Source organism: Geminocystis sp. NIES-3708, from assembly GCF_001548095.1.
Taxonomy (GTDB): Bacteria; Cyanobacteriota; Cyanobacteriia; order Cyanobacteriales; family Cyanobacteriaceae; genus Geminocystis.
The window spans coordinates 3108465-3126977 of record NZ_AP014815.1 but is presented as its reverse complement, the minus strand read 5'-3'; the positions used below and the strand labels follow the sequence as shown (position 1 = coordinate 3126977).

20 protein-coding genes are annotated in these 18513 nt (G+C 30.2%); 7 read left to right on the top strand and 13 right to left on the bottom strand.

Annotated features, from left to right (window positions below; translation table 11 throughout):
- The first annotated feature begins 395 nt into the window (after nt 1–395).
- From GM3708_RS13750 to GM3708_RS13740, 3 genes are all read left to right on the top strand, one after another.
- The gene (locus GM3708_RS13750) at nt 396–935 is read left to right on the top strand and encodes a DUF192 domain-containing protein (RefSeq protein WP_066348115.1); all 540 of its coding nucleotides are present in this window, start codon (nt 396–398) and stop codon (nt 933–935) included.
- 544 nt (nt 936–1479) lie between these two features.
- A complete protein-coding gene (locus tag GM3708_RS13745; protein WP_066348112.1) occupies nt 1480–1671 on the top strand; it encodes a DUF2949 domain-containing protein in 192 nt (63 codons plus the stop codon).
- Between the two features lie 100 nt (nt 1672–1771).
- The gene (locus GM3708_RS13740) at nt 1772–2611 is read left to right on the top strand and encodes a TlyA family RNA methyltransferase (RefSeq protein WP_066348109.1); all 840 of its coding nucleotides are present in this window, start codon (nt 1772–1774) and stop codon (nt 2609–2611) included.
- A gap of 6 nt (nt 2612–2617) precedes the next feature.
- Here GM3708_RS13740 and GM3708_RS13735 read toward each other — a convergent pair whose 3' ends face one another.
- Nucleotides 2618–3010 carry an FHA domain-containing protein gene (locus tag GM3708_RS13735; protein WP_066348107.1) on the bottom strand — a complete coding sequence of 131 codons (393 nt, stop codon included), beginning with the start codon at nt 3008–3010 and terminating at the stop codon, nt 2618–2620.
- Between the two features lie 308 nt (nt 3011–3318).
- Entirely contained in the window at nt 3319–3594 is a 276-nt protein-coding gene (gene psaK, locus GM3708_RS13730; protein WP_066348105.1) for a photosystem I reaction center subunit PsaK, read from the bottom strand.
- Between the two features lie 138 nt (nt 3595–3732).
- Here psaK and GM3708_RS13725 point away from each other — a divergent pair, with 138 nt between their 5' ends.
- Nucleotides 3733–4386, top strand: coding sequence for a phosphoribosylanthranilate isomerase (locus tag GM3708_RS13725; protein ID WP_066348103.1), 654 nt, complete (start codon nt 3733–3735; stop codon nt 4384–4386).
- Here the strand turns inward: GM3708_RS13725 and GM3708_RS13720 are convergent.
- Nucleotides 4370–4804 (bottom strand): DUF3750 domain-containing protein, encoded by a 435-nt coding sequence (locus GM3708_RS13720; protein ID WP_066348100.1) that lies wholly within the window; start codon nt 4802–4804, stop codon nt 4370–4372. The two genes, GM3708_RS13725 and GM3708_RS13720, sit on opposite strands and share 17 nt — an antisense overlap.
- Nucleotides 4805–5020: 216 nt before the next feature.
- On the opposite strand from GM3708_RS13720, the gene GM3708_RS13715 reads away from it, so the two are divergent.
- A complete protein-coding gene (locus GM3708_RS13715) occupies nt 5021–5572 on the top strand; it encodes a M23 family metallopeptidase (protein ID WP_231932954.1) in 552 nt (183 codons plus the stop codon).
- Here GM3708_RS13715 and GM3708_RS13710 read toward each other — a convergent pair.
- From GM3708_RS13710 to cysC, 4 genes are all read right to left on the bottom strand, one after another.
- Complete coding sequence (locus GM3708_RS13710) at nt 5569–6051, bottom strand: CRR6 family NdhI maturation factor (protein ID WP_066348096.1); 483 nt, start codon at nt 6049–6051, stop codon at nt 5569–5571. The genes GM3708_RS13715 and GM3708_RS13710 overlap by 4 nt on opposite strands.
- 69 nt (nt 6052–6120) lie before the next feature.
- Nucleotides 6121–6801 carry a GUN4 domain-containing protein gene (locus tag GM3708_RS13705; RefSeq protein ID WP_066348094.1) on the bottom strand — a complete coding sequence of 227 codons (681 nt, stop codon included), beginning with the start codon at nt 6799–6801 and terminating at the stop codon, nt 6121–6123.
- Between the two features lie 124 nt (nt 6802–6925).
- A complete protein-coding gene (locus tag GM3708_RS13700; protein WP_066348093.1) occupies nt 6926–7693 on the bottom strand; it encodes a TIGR00297 family protein in 768 nt (255 codons plus the stop codon).
- A gap of 48 nt (nt 7694–7741) precedes the next feature.
- Nucleotides 7742–8287: an adenylyl-sulfate kinase gene (gene cysC, locus GM3708_RS13695; protein WP_066348090.1), complete on the bottom strand. Its 546-nt coding sequence runs from the start codon at nt 8285–8287 to the stop codon at nt 7742–7744.
- Between the two features lie 229 nt (nt 8288–8516).
- On the opposite strand from cysC, the gene GM3708_RS13690 reads away from it, so the two are divergent.
- Nucleotides 8517–10772, top strand: a complete 2256-nt coding sequence (locus GM3708_RS13690; RefSeq protein WP_066348087.1) for a glycoside hydrolase — start codon at nt 8517–8519, stop codon at nt 10770–10772.
- 79 nt (nt 10773–10851) lie between these two features.
- Here GM3708_RS13690 and GM3708_RS13685 read toward each other — a convergent pair whose 3' ends face one another.
- From GM3708_RS13685 to GM3708_RS13670, 4 genes are all read right to left on the bottom strand, one after another.
- Nucleotides 10852–12231 carry an ion transporter gene (locus GM3708_RS13685; protein ID WP_066348085.1) on the bottom strand — a complete coding sequence of 460 codons (1380 nt, stop codon included), beginning with the start codon at nt 12229–12231 and terminating at the stop codon, nt 10852–10854.
- Nucleotides 12232–12273: 42 nt separating this feature from the next.
- The gene (locus GM3708_RS13680; RefSeq protein WP_066348082.1) at nt 12274–12819 is read right to left on the bottom strand and encodes a YqhA family protein; all 546 of its coding nucleotides are present in this window, start codon (nt 12817–12819) and stop codon (nt 12274–12276) included.
- Between the two features lie 136 nt (nt 12820–12955).
- Nucleotides 12956–13978 (bottom strand): pentapeptide repeat-containing protein, encoded by a 1023-nt coding sequence (locus GM3708_RS13675; RefSeq protein WP_066348080.1) that lies wholly within the window; start codon nt 13976–13978, stop codon nt 12956–12958.
- 359 nt (nt 13979–14337) lie between these two features.
- Nucleotides 14338–14535 carry a hypothetical protein gene (locus tag GM3708_RS13670; RefSeq protein ID WP_066348073.1) on the bottom strand — a complete coding sequence of 66 codons (198 nt, stop codon included), beginning with the start codon at nt 14533–14535 and terminating at the stop codon, nt 14338–14340.
- Nucleotides 14536–14762: 227 nt separating this feature from the next.
- Here GM3708_RS13670 and GM3708_RS13665 point away from each other — a divergent pair, with 227 nt between their 5' ends.
- A complete protein-coding gene (locus GM3708_RS13665) occupies nt 14763–15650 on the top strand; it encodes a hypothetical protein (protein ID WP_066348071.1) in 888 nt (295 codons plus the stop codon).
- 3 nt (nt 15651–15653) lie between these two features.
- Here the strand turns inward: GM3708_RS13665 and GM3708_RS13660 are convergent, their stop codons facing one another.
- Together GM3708_RS13660 and GM3708_RS13655 are read right to left on the bottom strand one after the other, a co-directional pair.
- On the bottom strand, nt 15654–16367 hold the full coding sequence (locus tag GM3708_RS13660) for a response regulator transcription factor (RefSeq protein ID WP_066348069.1): 714 nt from the start codon (nt 16365–16367) through the stop codon (nt 15654–15656).
- A gap of 143 nt (nt 16368–16510) precedes the next feature.
- Nucleotides 16511–18076 carry a B12-binding domain-containing radical SAM protein gene (locus GM3708_RS13655; RefSeq protein WP_066348068.1) on the bottom strand — a complete coding sequence of 522 codons (1566 nt, stop codon included), beginning with the start codon at nt 18074–18076 and terminating at the stop codon, nt 16511–16513.
- Nucleotides 18077–18513 lie beyond the last annotated feature (437 nt).

Genomic DNA, 18513 nt, shown 5'->3' with positions numbered 1-18513 from the left:
GTGTTATTTTGAAAGTTCGTTTTATCTATCGCTTCGGTGCACGAAGGCACAAAGGTTTATTAAGATGTTTTGGCTATGAATTTATTATTTATTTGTGATTCATTGTCCATTCTGAAAACTCTTTATTTTTGCATATTAATATCATTCCTCTGTTTTTACTTTGAATTTAAACTTCTCTTAGCAATTGAGCTTTTATTTTTTACAATTCTTTACTTTCACTAAGTAATTTATTATGGTTTTATGGAAAAAGTAGAATGATTTTTAACTTGCATCTTTTAAAATTAGTAAAAAATTAAAAACTGTATCCATTGTCTATTGCTCATCGCTAACTTTCCATCTTTTTTTCAAGAATCTTAAGTTACTATTTAATACTAACTATTTATTATTTTCCTGTGATGAAATTATTTAAAAATTATCCTTTAATTATTCTTATTAGTTTCTTTTTCTTTGGTTGTGATTTTGAATCCCCTTCTGTGTCTGATAATCAGATAAATAATTCTGTCGAAATTACTCCTGTTGATAATACTTCCTTGGCTCAGAATTTACCCATCGGTGCTAAATTACTAATTAATGATCAAGAAATTGAATTAGAAATTGCGGCAACTCCCCAACAACAATCTATTGGTTTAATGTATCGTAATTCCCTCCCTCCAAATCGTGGTATGTTATTTCCTTTCAATCCTCCCCAAACTGTTAGTTTTTGGATGAAAAATGTATCTATTCCCCTTGACATGATTTTTGTTTCTGAAGGAGTTGTTAAAAATATAGTTAAAGCGCCCCCTTGTAAAGTTGAACCTTGTCCTCTTTTTAATTCAAACGTACCAATTGATCAAGTCATTGAACTGGCAGAAAATAGATCAACAGAACTAAAAATCAACATTGGCGATCGCATCAATGTCAAAATGGTAGAGGATGAAAAAAAGAAGGAAAATTAATTAACCAAAACGAAATAAAAAGATGTATAATATTTTACTTAAACATTCCCGTAAAGTAGTTAGGTTCACAACTAACACTTATTGAAGTGAGGATTATTAGATCTCTTGTCAAGGTTACAGAAAGCTCTTAGATAGTAATTTTTAATACACATCTTTAAAGCTACTTTTTGAACATAATTTTAAAAAAAATATCGTGTAGATTATTAGTTTTATCAAACTAGAATTGTTATTCTCATATAGCTAACGATCTATTTTCAACTGAGAAGAAGTGTATCAATAATTTTTCGTGATTGAAGAAGAGATCATCATCAAAATATCAAACACCAATCCATCAAAACGTAAATCTATAAGTAGTTTTATGGTTGTGGGAACAATGTTTTTATACTCTTTCTCTATAAAAATTAGAGCAAAAAGTAAATAAAAAAAGCGATAAGAATAAGAGTTTTTGATAAAACTATCAAATCTACTTCTGATAAAAAATAACATATTTTATAACTATTTTTTCATTTTTTATTAACAATTTTTAAATCAATTAATTAATATTATGCCTACTATTACCTATAATCGTTTTGTCAAATTTTTGCAAGAGGAAATCAATTTACCTCAAGATTCTATTGCTATTGCTCAACGTTCAGTAAATCAAAACTTGGGTTTAATGCCGATGGTTTTATGGCAATATGGATTAGTTACCATCGAACAATTAGATCGTATTTATGATTGGTTAGAAACCTGTTAAATATATCTTGTTTTTTTATTTATTATTTGAATTATTATTAGATTAATTCTTACTTTTAAGCCAATATTTTTTCTTGAATAATTTTTAGGAGTAATTACTTTTGACCAAAGAAAGACTAGATATATTATTGACAGAAAAGCAATTGTGTGATACTAGAGCGATCGCACAAAAAATGATTAGAGCGGGAAAAGTAAGAGTCAAACAACAAATAGTAGATAAACCGGGGACTTTAATTGATATAGAGAGCTTGATTGAAGTGGAAGCTGAACCTCTTTTTGTATCCAGGGGAGGAGAAAAGTTAGTTAAAGCCTTAAATGAATTTAAGATCAATATAGAAGGAAGAATTTGCCTTGATGGGGGTATTTCTACTGGAGGATTTACAGATTGTTTATTACAACAAGGAGCTGAAAAAGTTTATGGTGTAGATGTGGGATATGGACAAGTAGCATGGAAATTACGACAAGATGAGAGGTTAATTTTATTAGAAAGAACTAATTTCCGTCATTTAACTCCAGAAAAACTCTATAACGGAGAAATTTTTGCTGATTTAGCCGTAATGGATTTATCTTTTATTTCTTTAACAAAAGTATTAGCTAAATTATGGGAATTATTAGCCCCCCCTAGAGACATTATTTTATTAGTTAAACCTCAGTTTGAAGTCGGGAAAAATAAAGTCGGTAAAAATGGTGTTGTCAGAGATGCTCAAATTCAAGCTGAAGCCATTAATCAAGTTTTAACTGAAGCACTCAGACTAAGTTGGCAATATCAAAGTTTAACATGGTCTCCCATTACAGGACCAGCAGGAAATATAGAATATCTACTTTGGCTAAATCAAATAGAGAGTAATCAACCCCCTAATATTGATGTCATTGAAAAATTAACCAAGGAAAGTCGTAAACAATTAATAATGAATAATTTAAAATCAAGTATTCCAGTCTAAGAGAAATTAATTCATCACTGTGTCTTTAGAAATATCTCTGCTAGTAAGAGGTTGAGTTTTAGGCTTATTAGATTCTTGAGTAACATTACTTTCAACACCTTGTGCTAAAGTAATTTTAATTTTAGGACCAGAACTTGCTAAACGTATTACCATTCCATCTTTCACTAAAACTTTATTAATCTTTTTACCATTGATAAAAGTGCCATTCGAGCCTAAATTCACCAATGCCCAATCATTCCCTCTAGGGCGAATTTCCAGATGATGACGAGATACGACTGCACTATACAGAACTACCTCATTATCATTAGCTCTACCAATTCTAATTACTGAATTTGGTTCAAAATTCCATTTTTGAACTGCAATTGATTTGAGAGGATGTAAGAGAGTTAAGGTAATCACCGACGTTTCATCTGAGTAAAGATTGTTACTTTTGTTATAAGTCAAAAAAAGGATTGTTTACAAGTTTGACTCGATACACTCTCATATTTTACATGATTTAGTTCATAGTTGATATTATTCACCATAGAATTAAGTAAACTCATATTCAAAACTAAGAATTTAAGACGAAAATGTTGATTGTTTGAATAAAAGTAGGCAAAATCTAAGACTTTTTTGTTGATATAGTTTTTCCAAAACTGTTACTTGACAAAATTTTTACTTATTCAGTAAATCTTAATTGTTAATTATTAATTGTTAATTATTAATTGTTACAAAAGTCCTGCATTAGATAATCCTAAGACAAAACCGGCTCCTAAAATATGTCCAAAACTCAGGGTAGCTAATAATTCAGGTAAGCCAAATTTTTTCCATAATGCAGGTTTATCTACGGGTAAATCAGGACCAATTCCCGCTTTTTGAATGGCAAATCGTCCGATAAAAACTGCCAGTAAATTTGCTGAAATCATTACTAATGCAATGTTAAAATTCCATTCTACTGTTTGGGGAATATTAGCTAGAAGATTAGATAATACTAAATAATTCATGATTTTAATTTAATTTGATTTATGTTAACTATTTTTGTTATGGTAATGTTTATAGTACCTTTTTTGCTTGTTTTCTTAAAATTTATTAATTATTTTTATTATTAACTTTTCTTACTAAAAATTGATTGATTTCTCATTATGCGCGTCAAAATATGTGGTATTACTAATTTAGAACAAGGTTTAGCTATCGTCAATTCTGGAGCTGATACTCTCGGATTTATTTGTGTGGCAAAATCTCCTCGATATGTTAACAATGAAATAATCAAAAATATTATTCAACAATTACCGAAAGAAATAAGCAAGATAGGTATATTTGTTAATGAAAATATTGATAATCTTATTAAAACAGTTCAAGAAACAGGATTAACAGGAATACAATTACATGGGGAAGAAAGTACAGCTTTTTGTGCTCAATTAAGGGAATTTTTGCCTGATATTGAAATTATTAAAGCCTTTCGCTATCAAAATCCAGAATCTTTAGCCTTATTAGATAGTTATATTCCTGTTATCGATACCATTTTATTAGACGCTTATCAACAAGGGGTTTACGGTGGTACTGGAAAAATATTAAATTGGTTAGAATTACTTAATTTTCGCCCTTCTCGCCCTTGGTTATTGGCAGGTGGTATTAATCCTGATAATGTTTTGAATGCTTTAGAAATATTGAAATGTGATGGTATTGATGTTTCTAGTGGTGTGGAAATTAGTCCTGGAAATAAAGATTTAGACAAGATTAGACAATTATTTCAAAAATTAAATACCTTGAAAAATCAACTTAATTCCTCAAATTAGCTAGAAAATAATTATATTTAAGATAATTTTTACCTAAGCCACGTCTTTCTAAAATATAAGGAATATTAGCTTGATTAAGAATCCATTGAACATAAGTGTTACTATTTGGTCCAGGATAGTAATGATAAATATAATTATAAGGATATTGTTCTGGACTTTCTCGAATAATTTTTCTTAATATTTCTGCTTCTTTTCCTATCCACTGAGTTTCTAACCAACTACTACCATTCCCAACCCCTTGAGTAGCCGTCATTAAATTTTGGTGTAAGTGTCCCCAACTTGTGGTTACTAAATGTTTACTTTGCCATATCTCCCAACGTTCAAAATTGTTATTTTCAATAATGATAAACCAATAATGCACAGCAATTAAACCTAAATAAGGAATTTTTGCCACCCTTAAATCAACTGTCAAATTCATAAAAAGGCAATAATAATGTAGAATAAAATCCGTACTTATTTTCCATGATAAGTAATTGTATAGAAGAATATTTGTTTATAAAAGTATAAACTCTTAATAACAATTTTATTTCAATCAAACTCGTGAGGAGTGATGTTTAATCTGAATACCCTAGTAACTCGATCAATTAAAGGGTCATTAAATCCTAGAAAGTATTTACATTCATCGGGTTTACTAATGACTACTTTAGTTTTAATTATTACCAATAGTCTAATTCTTGTCAAACCTAAATCAGTTCAAGCACAAACAATTCCCGTAACTGCTTCTTGGCGACAAGCATCTTTTCCAGTAGAAAATTTTCAGGCTTATACTTCTGGTTATGGTTATAGAATGCACCCCATTAGCGGAGATACCAGATTTCATCGAGGATTAGATTTAGCCGCCCCTTTAGGTAGTTATGTTCGTAGTTGGTGGAGTGGTCAAGTTGTCTCTCTTTCTGATCATACAGGGTGTGGTACAATGATTACTATTCAATCAGGTAAATGGACTCATATCTATTGTCACTTAATGGGTTCGGTGGAAAATACAGCAAAAGGAACAGTTTTAGTGGATCGTAGTGGTGGAATTGTATTATGGCAAGGACAAAATGTTCCTGCTGGTGCAAGAATTGCTAGAGTAGGAATGACAGGTAGAACTACTGGACCTCATTTACATTGGGAATTAAAGTATAATGGTAATCATATTGATCCAGCCGATGTATTACGACAAATGTTTGCCCAAAGGATTTAATTTTGCGATAAAAGTTCAAAAAAACTATCTTCCAAATCGTAACCAAAAATCTGTGCCATCGCTTTTAATCGAGAATTACCCTTAATATTTTGTTGTTTTAACCAACGATGAAGGGTAAAAATTTTATTCATTATAAAAATATCGAGAGCTTCAGAATTATACTGTATTCCTTCTGTGCGACTAAATGTATGAGGTACAAGCATGGCAGTATATCTGACTAACTCACCATCTCGCCAATTTAAAGAAAAAGGCAACCAAGGATAACGACTATCTAAAGCAATAAACCAAAGTCTTATTTCTGGGATTTCAGATAATTCACGAGGATCGGTTTCTTCTCTAGGATAATCAATATTAAAAACTATTTGTTGTTCTAATGTCAAAATTTCTTGCGGTTTTCCCAACTCTTCAATAATTATTTCTACTGGAGATAAATCTAGTTTATAAATATGATTTTGATTAATTGTAATATTAACAGTCATAATAATGAGGAAGTAGAAATTAAGTTCTGATAAAAATTTTATTACTTATTACTTATTACTTATTATTTATTAATTCCAAGCTGGATGAGAAAACAAAGCATCGATAACTCTGATACCACGTAATTGATTTGATAGAGGTAAATGCCCTATGGGAGCACTTAAATCCCAGATAAATTCTTGAGGATATTTTGTCCATTTATTGCCTGATTTCCATTTCAGTTTTTCCCATAATTGTGCATAGTCTTTTCCAAAAGATAACCACAGTTGACGCTGTATTTTATAGCCAAATTTTCCTTCAGAATAAACTTGCCAGAGTAAGTCTATTAATTGTAAATCTTGGATCGGAAATTTATCTACTTCAGTGAAATAAACCCATTTTCTTTGAATGGCTGTTTCACCTGCTAGTTCACATAATTTAACTCTTGTTAATACGTCTGCTTCCTGAAATTTTTGATGGATTAGTAATTGTTGTAAATCGCTATAGTCAATATTTTTTTCTGATGTTAATTTAATAATTCCTTTGGGAAAATATAGATTAATAAATTTTTTATCTTCTTGTTTATTGCTTTGTCTTAATATTAGATAAATTTTACCGATAATAGGGTCAACCTTATCTTTATTCGTAAATAAAAAATCTCTTAAAAATTGATAGCCATCTTCTCCTTGATCTGTTAGTTGGTTTATAATCGATAATTTATTCTTTTCAGATGTTTGATTAAATTTTTCTTTTAGAGTTTCTAAATCATTCATTTTTGATTAATATTAAAGTTTTTATTATAGAATTTTTATGATAAAATTTAGTTCAATTATTATCGAAACTAATAATATATATAGTTTAATATAAACTTATTTTATTTTAATTTAATGATAATAATTATAGGGACAAAGTTTTAAGATAAATATAAGTACAGAAAATTGCAACTATTGCTCCTATAAAAGTATTGAAAACGTTGACAATTTCATTGGTTAACCAGTCAAATTTAGTTTGTAAAGTTGCTCCAATTACACTCTCTAAATTAGTAGCAATAAAAGCGGATATTAAACAAATAATGACACCAATAATGTTAATCATACCGATACCATAACCTAATGAGGCGATCGCCAGACTAGCAATAAAACCAGCAATAGTGCCTTCAAGGCTTACAGCACCTTCTGTACCTCTGGGCACTGGTTTAAAGGTGGTAATCAAGAAAGTATTTTTACCGTATGCTTTCCCTATTTCACTAGCACAGGTATCCGATAATTTAGTGGCAAAACTAGCCAAATAACCGATTAAAAAAAACTGTTGCCAAGGGACAGGAGCAAAAACATAACCTAACGCACATAGGGTGCCAATTAAGGCACTTCCCCAGACGTTTTCAGGTCCTCTAACCCCTGAGCGTTTTTCAGCTATGCCTTCTGCTTCTTTTTGTGCTATTCCTACACGAGTAATTCCTGATCCTACAAAAAAATAAAACATTACTACCAAATAACCTTGCCATTGTAAACATCCCCATATAATCACTCCTAATACCCAACTATGAAAATAACCTATGACGGTTAATAATTTTTTGGGAGAAATTAAAGCAATAGTAATAAGAATTGTATTTAAAATAATGGCAATTAACCAAGAATTAGACCAATCAAGATTAATATTTATCATAGTTATTTGGTAAGTGTAAAAGATGCTTTTTTCTTGATTAATTTTTGATTAGACAACTACAGGTTGAGGTAAATAACCAAGTTTTTCTAAAGATTGTAATACTTTATTTACGCTTTCGTCTAATTCTTCTAAGTCAGTGCGACACTCAATTTCAGGGTTAAGAGGTGCTTCATAAGGATCACTAATACCTGTAAACATTTTGATTTCTCCGCTACGGGCTTTTTTATATAAACCTTTTACGTCTCTATCTTCACATACTGACAAAGGAGCGTTGACAAAAACTTCAACAAAATTGCCGATTTTTTCCCTGACTTCATCTCTAATTTCACGATAAGGAGAAATAGCTGAAACAATAACGATAACACCATTGCGAGTAAGTAAATTTGAGACAAAACCAATACGGCGGATATTTTCATCTCTGTCTTCTTTACTAAAACCTAATCCCTTCGTTAAATTTGTGCGAACTATATCACCGTCTAACACTTCTAATTTATAGCCTTGTTCTCTTAATTTTAATTCTACTTGATGACTAATGGTGGTTTTTCCAGCACCGCTTAATCCAGTAAACCAAATGGTTACGCCTTTTTGTTCCATGATATTTATTATAGTTATTAATAATAGAATTTAATACTCCTAAAGTATTTTACAAGTGTAAGAGGCAATTAACAATGAGCAATTAGCATTAAACTTCTTAATGCGATCGCTATTTATGTTAATCATAATAAATTCAGTAAGAGGTTAAGAAACTTTACGGAATTAATATCATCAAAAAAAAGTTGATTAAGATGAATTGATAAAGATTATTTATCTATCCCCTTAAATTATGGCTCATCCTCTCTATGTTGCATTTATCTGGCATCAACATCAGCCATTGTATAAATCTCGCCTGTCTAGTCATGATTTTGGTGGACAATATCGTTTACCTTGGGTTAGGCTACACGGTATCAAAGATTATTTAGATTTAGTTTTAATTCTTGAAAAATATCCTTTACTACATCAAACTGTCAACCTTGTTCCCTCTTTGATTTTACAGTTAGAAGAATATGCTAATGGTACAGCTATCGATCCTTATTTAGCTTTAACTCTTACTCCTGTCACTGAATTAACTAAAGAACAAAAACAATATATAATTGCACATTTTTTCGACGCTAATCATTATCATTTGATTCGCCCCCATGCTCGATATGAAGAACTTTATCAAGAACGTCATCTAAAAGGTGAACAATGGTGTTATGAACGTTGGGATGATAAAGATTACAGTGATTTGTTAGCATGGCATAATTTAGCATGGTTTGATCCTCTTTTTTGGGATGATCCTGATATTGCTGGATGGCTAGAAAAAGGTCACAATTTTACATTACGTGATCGCCAACATATTTGTGCTAAACAACAAGAAATTATTGCCCGTATTATTCCACAGCATAAAAAAATGCAGGAAACAGGACAATTAGAAGTTACCACAACCCCTTACACTCATCCAATTTTACCCTTATTAGCCGATACAAATGCAGGAAGAGTCGCCATTCCAAATATGACTTTACCTGATACTCGTTTTCTCTGGGAAGAAGATATTCCTCGTCACCTCAACAAAGCATGGAATATTTATGAAGATAGATTTGGGCGATCGCCAAGAGGATTATGGCCTAGTGAACAGTCTGTTAGTCCTTCAATTTTACCCCATGTTGCCAAAAAAGGATTTAATTGGTTATGCTCTGATGAAGCAGTTTTAGGATGGAGTATCAATCACTTTTTTCAGCGAGATGAAATGGGGAATTTATATGAACCAGAATACCTATATCGCCCTTATCGATTAGAAACCTCAGAAGGTGATTTAAGTATCATTTTTCGAGATCACCGTCTATCAGATTTAATCGGCTTTACCTACGGTGCAATGAACCCAGAACAAGCCGCAGGAGATTTAATTGGACATTTAGAAGCTATTGCTAGACGGTTAAAAGAAAGACAGTGGGGAGATGACAAAAGCACTTTAGAAAATCCTTGGTTAGTGACAATCGCTCTTGACGGAGAAAACTGTTGGGAATTTTACGAAAAAGATGGTAAATTATTTTTAGAATCCCTTTATAGTCGGCTATCTCAACAATCACAAATTAAATTAGTTACTGTTTCTGAATTTATCGATCAATTTCCTCCTACCCAAATCCTCAATAGCAAGAGTTTACATAGTGGTTCATGGGTTGATGGTAGCTTTAGTACATGGATTGGAGATCCTGCGAAAAATCGAGCATGGGAATATCTTAAAACCGCTAGAGAAATTTTAGCAAAACATTCAGAAGCCACAGAAGAAAATAATCCCGAAGCGTGGGAAGCATTATACGCTGCCGAAGGTTCAGATTGGTTTTGGTGGTTTGGTGATCCTCATCATTCTAATCATGATGCGATGTTTGACCAATTATTTAGAGAACATTTAATTGTTTTATATCAAGCCTTAGATGAAACTCCACCAGAATATTTATATAAACCTGTTGCGGAAGTTGAAACAAAATTAGCTAATGATTATTTACCTGCTAGTTTCATTCATCCCGTCATAGATGGGCGAGGGGATGAGGAAGATTGGGATAAGGCTGGAAAAATCAAAATTGGTGGAGCAAGGGGAACTATGCACCGTGCAAGTCTCATTCCTGCTATATTCTATGGTTGGGATCACCTTAACTTTTACCTGCGTTTTGACATCAAGCCGGGGGTTAAAGCGGGGCAAGACTTACCTTCTGAATTACATTTATTTTGGTACTATCCCGGCAGATTAATCCGTAATAATCAGATTTATTTGGCTAATTTGCCTGATGAAGCCCCTCTTCACTATTACTATCACCATCATTTGTGTATAAATTTAGTAACTAAAACTATTTGGTTACAAGAAGCGGGAGAAGATGGTAACTGGCACTCTCGTTATTGTGGTGCAAGAATTGCTTTTGATACCTCTATAGAAATTTCTGTACCGTGGAAAGATTTACATATCGATCCTGATGCTGAACTAAATCTATTGGCAATATTAGCAGAAAATGGTCAATATAAAGAATATTTACCCGAAAATAACTTGATTCGCCTTCAAGCACCATAAAATAATTAACAATTAACAATAGACTTTTCTAACAAGTTAGGGAATAGACAATGTGATAATAATTGATGATCTCTTAAATTTACAGTATTAATCCCTCTAAAATTAATTCTGACATCTTTTTTGTATGTTCAGATGCGGCTTTTTTTAAAACATCTTTAAATTCTGGATATTCATTTTTGATATAATTAAATTGTTTTCTATTTAAAATAAAAATTTCACAATAAGTTAAAGTTTTTACTGATGCGGTGAGTTTTTCATTAAAAATCAAAGATAAATGTCCAAAATATTCTCCTGTTTCTAATATAAATTCAAAATTAGATTCTTGTTCTGATAAAATTTCAACTTTGCCTAAAGAAATAAAATAAATGGCTTGTCCTAAATCTCCTTCTTTGACAATATAACTATTAGGTGGATAGGTTTGAAATTTAAGAGCGATAAGTAAAACATTTCTTAAACGAGGAGAGCAATATTGAAATAACGCTACTTTTTCTAATAAATCTCCTGTAATGTGTTGAAGAATATCTAAATGAAAATGTAGAGGTAAATCTTCAAAAAAATTATTTTCTGGTAAGCCTCGGTGACGTTCCCAGATATAATCATAATAATTTCTGAGTTGAAAAATTAAGGATTTTGGAACATTATGATAGGCTAAAAATTGTGTTAAAGCCTCAGTTTTATTCTTATGGGCAATTTTCGCTGAATCAAGATTACTAAAAAGAGAAGCGATATTACCAATAATAAAAGCGTAAGTAGATGCTCCCACAATCATAATCATAGTTGTGGCTACATATTCAATATCTCGATGAGGGGTAATGTCTCCATAACCAATCGTAGTCATAGTTGTCACAGCCCAATAAAGAGAATAAATATATTGTCTAATCACAGAAGCATTTTCGATTTCTAAAGCAACAACCCAAGAATCTGCGGGAAAATTGTCAATAAAGGCAAGAAAAAACCAAATACACGCAATCCAATGAGTAAGAATAATTACAGTAATAAATAATTTTGTAATTCTGACATAACCTGGATTAATGTGACTATAACTTTCCCAACGATTAAAAATTAGTAAAAGTCTGGTAATTCTTAAAAGACGTAAGAGTCTTAAAACTAAAAATAAAGGTATTTTACCAATAGTAATTTGTGGAAAGAATACAAACAAAATATCAAGAGGAATATTGGCAACAAAATCAATAAAAAAGAATTTTTTAAAGTAATGATTTTTTGTTTTTTTTAGATCTGTAATTTCTTCCCCATGATAACGATAAGAAGTAAAAAAATTTAAGAATATATCTATGAAAAAAAAAGAATCGAAGAAATAATTTAATTTTTGATAATCTAATAATAAATCTTGATTAAATGCAATTTGAAACGGTAATAATCCAACGGTAACAAAAATTAAAATCAGTATAAAACTATCCCAAATTATTCTAAATGTAGAATTTTCTCTGATTACTTTCACAAGTGATTACCCGTTAAAATAAAAACAAAATTAATTGACAATTTAATGATTTTCGTGGTGAGATTTATGAGAACTTTTATGTTGTAATTGAAGTAAATAACTACTTATAGAAATCAGTAAGATAGATAAAGCAATATATGCTAAATCACTAGCTTGTTTTACTTCTAAATTTAACATTTTTTTAAATAAACTTACGATTAATGCGACTACAATAACTTGAACCAATTTTCCTTTTAACTCTTCTAAAGATTCACTTTGAAGAATATTAATTTCGTCTTGCTCAAATCGAATATCAATTTTAGAAATAAAAAGTTCGTAAATACCAAAACTAAAAATTAATAAGACAATACCAATTAAATAATAATCGATACCACCAATAATATAAGAGACAATTTTATAAGTAATTGCTCCTTCTGGATCTTTAACATTAAACTTTAAAATTAATCCTGCCCAAATATCTAAACTACCAATAATAAAAAATTTTAAGGAACTAAATAAACTAAAAATAACAGGAAATAAAACAAAAAAACGAAAATTCCAAATAAGATTTTCAAAAATAAATTCAATTTTATTTATTCTTTTTTTCATTATTTTTTATACTCAAATAAATATAGACTAACCCATAACAATATCAATAGCATTTACTATAAAAAAAGTTATTTCTCAAATATTAATCATCAATTATTGATAATTTTTGAATCTAATAAAAGCGATCAATTAATAATCATTCTAAATTTAATTCTCCCTTTTCAATTTTAGAATTAATCAATTCTTGTAAAATTTTTAACTCTTGAATATTAATTCTATGATCAGAAGTAATTAAAGATTCAATAGTTTTCATTTCATCTTGAGAAATTTTACCATCTTCTGAAGCAAGTTGAATAAAGTTTTTTAATCTTAATAATTGTTTTTTTTCTTCCTCAGAAAGTTGTCCATCTTCTTGAAAAATTTGTTCTACTTTAACATTACAATCTCGATTAGAATCAATAATAATTTTATTCGGTAATAATGTTTTACAAATTATAGCTTTAAAAATTTGTTTTTCAGTTAAATTAATGACATTCGTTAAATCAGCTTCACTTAAATCAGCTTCATCAAAATTAGCATTAAAAACATTGGCTTGAGAGAAATTGACTTCCTGTAATATGGCTTTTTCAAAATTAGTATTACTTAAATTTGCACCTTGAAAATTACTCTTGTTTAAAATGCAACCTTGTAACTTGGCATTATCTAAAATAGCTTGACTAAAATCAGCTTTACTTAAAATTGCACCTTGTAATTTAGCATTACTTAAAACTGCTTGTTCAAAATTTGTGCCTGTTAAAGTTGCATCTTGAAGATTAACATTAAATAACATTGCATTTTTAAAATTAACCTTCCGTAAATCGGCACCTTGAAGATTAGCATTACTTAAAATTGCATTTTCTAAATTAGCACCTACTAAAACAGCTTCTTGTAAATTAGCACTAACTAAAACAGCTTCTTGTAAATTAGCTCTTTCTAAACGAGATTTTGCAAAATTAGCTTTTCCTAAATCGGCTTTTTGTAAATTAATTTTTGTTAAATCTGCTTCTATTACTGTTAAATTTTCTAAAGAAACATGATCTTTATTCAAATCTTCTAAAGCATTAATTCTTCCTCCACTTCCTCCTTGATTATGGGCAGAATTAATTACTTGCCACGCTTCATAATGTTCTCTTTTTTTGCGATTACGAGCTTCTTTAAAATAAAGTAGTATAGCTGACAAAATAGCTATTACTTCTCCTTTTTCTAATAAAATTTCAATAATATTTTTAAAGAATTTTACTTCTTCTATATCTATCCAAATAATAATAGGAATTAAGAAAAATAGGAAAACAATAATAACAACTGTGGTAGAAGTTTCATAAAACCATTCTAAATACTGTAGCCATTTTTTTTTAAATTGTTTAACATTTACAGAATTTTTCTTTATAAAAATAGTTGATAATAAATACCGAAATTTGATATAAAAACCTTGCCGAAAATAAGAGGGAAAAAGGAGTAGAAATTTATTTCCTCATCCCCCATTTTCTAACTTCTTAGAAAAGTCTAATATAAAATATATTTTGCTTAAGTATTGAAAAACTAAGCTAACTCACGAGAAGTGTATTTTTCGATAGTAGCTTGAGTTTGGTAAAGTAAATTATCACGGCTATCTTGAACTTGGTTCATAGATGGTAAAAGATTACGAGATTGAAGACTCATGTGTAGTTGTAAATGAGCAACATAATCACGAACATCATCGTTCATCGACTGAGTTAAGCTATCCGATTTGAAGTTCATCGTATTTTTGATTTATGCCTTATTTTAACATCTAAACTTTATCATTTTTTTTAAATTTAGTCAATGAAATATAGTATTAAATCCCTTTAATTATCAGCGTTTTAATAATTCTTAATAAAAAATATGCTAATATAATCTTTTCGATAATTTCCTCGATGATATTTTCTTACCTATGTTAACCTTGAAACTAAAATCATTCTTTAAATTTAATTATTCAGCTATATCTTATGAGTAGTTCTCAATCTTCTCCTATTAATAAATCTTCTTTAACTGATAAGGATTGGCATTCCATTGCTTGTAAAATCAGAAAACAAAATCAGGAATTAAAAGAAAAAATTGCCCAATTAGATAATATAATTGCAGAACAAAAAAATCAACTCACAGTACAAGTTATTAAAAATCAAGATCAAAATCAATTAATAAACGAACAATATCAAAAAATAAAAGAATCAGATATAAAAATTAATCAAAAAAATCAACAATACGAAAAACAAAAAACAACTTTTGATACTGTTAATACTGAATTAAAAAAAACTCAACAATTAGCGGCGGGGTTAGAAAGAGAATGTTCTTTACTTCAAGATAAGTACAATGAAACCCAACATCAATTAAAACAAAAAGAAAAAGAAAATAAAGAATTACAAACTAGACTCCAAAGACAGCAAAGATATAACATTCAACTAAAAACTTCATTAGATCAATATTTAACATCATCTTCTGTAAATCCTTCTGATGTCGGTAGTTTAGGAATCGAATCTTGGTCAAAGGATAAATCTAATTATTCAATACCCGTTTTGTCAATTGATCTATCATCAGATAGTGAAATGCAAAATCCTAATCAAGAAGATTCTGGGATTATTCTTAATAATTTAAAGGAACAAAATGAAGAAAAAATTATTGATGACATACCACAAAAAGTAGAAAAATTTGAGTTATTAAAAGAGAGTAAAAAAAATAGTGTATCTTCTATTTTATTAGAAAGTAATTTAAGTCTTCCACCAGTGAATAAATCAGAAAAACTTAATAATAATTTAGAGGTGAAACAAGGGGATAATTCTAAAAATGGTAAACAACGTAGGCAATCGTTTTTAAAATTACCAAAATTTGGTAAGTAATTATTAATTATTATTATTTTGATTTAATTCTAAACAATATCCTGCACCATATACCGTTTTAATATAACGAGGGCGACGGGGATCAGGCTCTAATTTTGTTCTTAGATGTCTAACGTGAACTCTAATGGTTTCAATATCATCATTTGGATCATATCCCCATACTTCTTTGAGAATATCACTAGGGGAAACAGTTTGTCCGTGACGTTGTAATAAACAATGCAACAACTCAAATTCTAAATGAGTTAGCTTGATCGTTTTCTCGAACCAAATTGCTTCAAATCTTTCAGGCACAAGGGTTAAAGATCCATAATTAAGAATTTCGCTATGCTTGGTAGATTGTGAAGTACGCTCACTTCTTCTTAATAATGCTTTTACCCTTGCCAACATTTCTTCTACTTCAAAAGGTTTTGTTAAGTAATCATCAGCACCAGCATTAAAACCATCAACCTTATCTTTAGTTTGCACTAAAGCTGTTAACATTAATACAGGAATATTAGAAGTTCTTTCATCCCGTCTCAATCTTTGACAGACAGTGAAACCATCAACTTTTGGTAACATCAGATCTAACATAATTAAATCTGGTTGAATTTGTAATGCTAAAGCTTGTCCTTTAATACCATCTTCTGCTTGACAAATATCGTATCCTGCCATTTCTAAGTTAATAGATACTAATTCTGAGATTGCTGGATCGTCATCAATAACTAATATTCGAGACATTATCAATTCTGCCTATAATAATTTTGTGAATAAAAAATATATTTATAAAAAAACAATAAAAATTTATCTTATGTTAATAATTATAAGCAATCTTGTTAAATATGAATAAGTTTTATTTACTTTTTGTAATCTATAGTTTAAGCTCATTCGATGTTCTCAAAACTAACAGTTAAAGGATCATATCCTAATTGTTCCGCAATGCGTTTTTTCGCTAAAATACGATATTCCCAAAAATGTTCTCCTGTCAAACATAAAACCAAATACATTACTAATACTTCAGGCTTTTTCCACAAAATTGTCCAAAGTTGTAGCCAAAATTGTTCTCTAATTTCTGGGCGACGAATACCCTGATGCCAAATTAAATTACTAATGACTCGTAATCCCACATCAAGAGGTAATTTTTTTGTTTGTTGCCAACGGTTTTTCACTCGAATATTAAGACATTGTTGAAAACATCGATTTAAGTAAGTTTTTGGTTCATATAATCTCCAAAATCCTTCAACATACTCTTTCGCAATTTCTGAAATCGACCTTGTTGGGATAAAATTCATCAAGGCATTTTGATCTCCCATAGCCGTACTACTGATATTTTCAATTAAACGATTTTCTTGTCGTAATCTAGTCCATAAGGCGGTATTTGGTAATGCTTGAAGAATGCCCAACATCGGTTGAGGAATATTTGTTTCTGCTATAAATTGTTGAATGCGATCGCCAGCTCCCGTACGTTCTCCATCAAAACCGAGAATGAATCCTGCATAAATTAACAACCCAGCTTGATTAATCTTGTCACAGGCTTCTACCAGGGAATTACGAGTATTTTGAACCTTTTTGGTGACGTGCAGACTATCTTGATCTGGAGTTTCAATACCGAGAAAAACTCCATAAAAACGAGCTTCCGTCATCAATTCTAATAGTTCATCATCTTGTGCCAAATTCACTGAGGCTTCTGTTAAAAAAGTAAAGGGATAATTTCGTTGTTTTAGCCAAGGAATCAATTCTCGTAAAAAAATCTTGACATTACGCTGATTACCGATAAAATTATCATCAACGATAAAAACTGAACCTCTCCAACCTAAATCATAAAGAGTTTGTAATTCTGCTAAGGCTTGATCTGAATTTTTCGTCCGAGGTTTCCGACCATAAAGACTGATTATGTCACAAAATTCACAGTTGAAAGGGCAACCACGAGAGAATTGAATTGCCATCATAAAGTAAGCATTCATTTGTAACAAATCAAAACGAGGCATGGGGCTAGTCGTCACATCAGGCTTATCTATAGAGCGAAAAATGCCCTTTGTTTGTCCTTGATTTAAAGCTTCTAAGAATAAAGGTATCGTCATTTCTCCTTCATCTAAAATCAGATAATTCGCACCAGAATTTAAGGCATCTTCAGGAACAGATGTGGGATAAGGACCACCTACTGCGACTTTTTTGCCCCATTTGACCGCTTTTTTGATTAAATAGTGAAAATCTGGTTTTTGTACCAACATTGCCGAAATAATCACTATATCGCACCACTGCCAATCTGCATCGGTTTCTAAACTGACATTCCGATCAAAAAATCGAATTTCCCAATCTTGGGGCAATAATGCGGCAACGGTAATAATCCCCAATGGTGGAATTACAGATTTTAGTCCAGCCATTTCCATAGCACGATCATAAGACCAAAAGGATTGCGGAAATTGGGGATAAAGCAATAATGCTCTCATAATAAAACTCCAACAAATCAATTTTTAGCTCAAAATAAACTTTGTAATGTTATTAATTATTAATCGACTATAATTTGATCTTTACTATCAAAATTTTTGGTAATATGTGCAACTTAATATTTAACTTCTATAGTTTTCTCTATAGCTTGAATTTGGCGATCACCAATTATGTTGTCATTAAGTTTTTGGATTTTATTACTGATAAAGTAATATCCATTGATAGCAAGATTAGTTTGACGTTGAGTGAAAAACGATATTGCTGTTGTGATTAATCAACTCTATGAAGATGCAAAACTAACGAATGGTAATATTTGTGATTACTGATATAGCTAAACTTGCCGATAAAGATAATCGGTTTATATCTTAAGCATTAATACTAATATATTATTTGAACAACCATTTTATACAATGCTGATCAAAAGTTTTATCAAAAAGAA

What these genes read in the sequence shown, in the direction of transcription:
- GM3708_RS13750 (WP_066348115.1), top strand. Translation starts at nt 396, where the DNA reads ATGAAATTATTTAAAAATTATCCTTTAATTATTCTTATTAGTTTCTTT.
- GM3708_RS13745 (WP_066348112.1), top strand. Translation starts at nt 1,480, where the DNA reads ATGCCTACTATTACCTATAATCGTTTTGTCAAATTTTTGCAAGAGGAA.
- psaK (WP_066348105.1), bottom strand. Translation starts at nt 3,594, where the DNA reads ATGAATTATTTAGTATTATCTAATCTTCTAGCTAATATTCCCCAAACA.
- GM3708_RS13725 (WP_066348103.1), top strand. Translation starts at nt 3,733, where the DNA reads ATGCGCGTCAAAATATGTGGTATTACTAATTTAGAACAAGGTTTAGCT.
- GM3708_RS13720 (WP_066348100.1), bottom strand. Translation starts at nt 4,804, where the DNA reads ATGAATTTGACAGTTGATTTAAGGGTGGCAAAAATTCCTTATTTAGGT.
- GM3708_RS13715 (WP_231932954.1), top strand. Translation starts at nt 5,021, where the DNA reads ATGACTACTTTAGTTTTAATTATTACCAATAGTCTAATTCTTGTCAAA.
- GM3708_RS13710 (WP_066348096.1), bottom strand. Translation starts at nt 6,051, where the DNA reads ATGACTGTTAATATTACAATTAATCAAAATCATATTTATAAACTAGAT.
- GM3708_RS13705 (WP_066348094.1), bottom strand. Translation starts at nt 6,801, where the DNA reads ATGAATGATTTAGAAACTCTAAAAGAAAAATTTAATCAAACATCTGAA.
- GM3708_RS13700 (WP_066348093.1), bottom strand. Translation starts at nt 7,693, where the DNA reads ATGATAAATATTAATCTTGATTGGTCTAATTCTTGGTTAATTGCCATT.
- cysC (WP_066348090.1), bottom strand. Translation starts at nt 8,287, where the DNA reads ATGGAACAAAAAGGCGTAACCATTTGGTTTACTGGATTAAGCGGTGCT.
- GM3708_RS13690 (WP_066348087.1), top strand. Translation starts at nt 8,517, where the DNA reads ATGGCTCATCCTCTCTATGTTGCATTTATCTGGCATCAACATCAGCCA.
- GM3708_RS13680 (WP_066348082.1), bottom strand. Translation starts at nt 12,819, where the DNA reads ATGAAAAAAAGAATAAATAAAATTGAATTTATTTTTGAAAATCTTATT.
- GM3708_RS13670 (WP_066348073.1), bottom strand. Translation starts at nt 14,535, where the DNA reads ATGAACTTCAAATCGGATAGCTTAACTCAGTCGATGAACGATGATGTT.
- GM3708_RS13665 (WP_066348071.1), top strand. Translation starts at nt 14,763, where the DNA reads ATGAGTAGTTCTCAATCTTCTCCTATTAATAAATCTTCTTTAACTGAT.
- GM3708_RS13660 (WP_066348069.1), bottom strand. Translation starts at nt 16,367, where the DNA reads ATGTCTCGAATATTAGTTATTGATGACGATCCAGCAATCTCAGAATTA.
- GM3708_RS13655 (WP_066348068.1), bottom strand. Translation starts at nt 18,076, where the DNA reads ATGAGAGCATTATTGCTTTATCCCCAATTTCCGCAATCCTTTTGGTCT.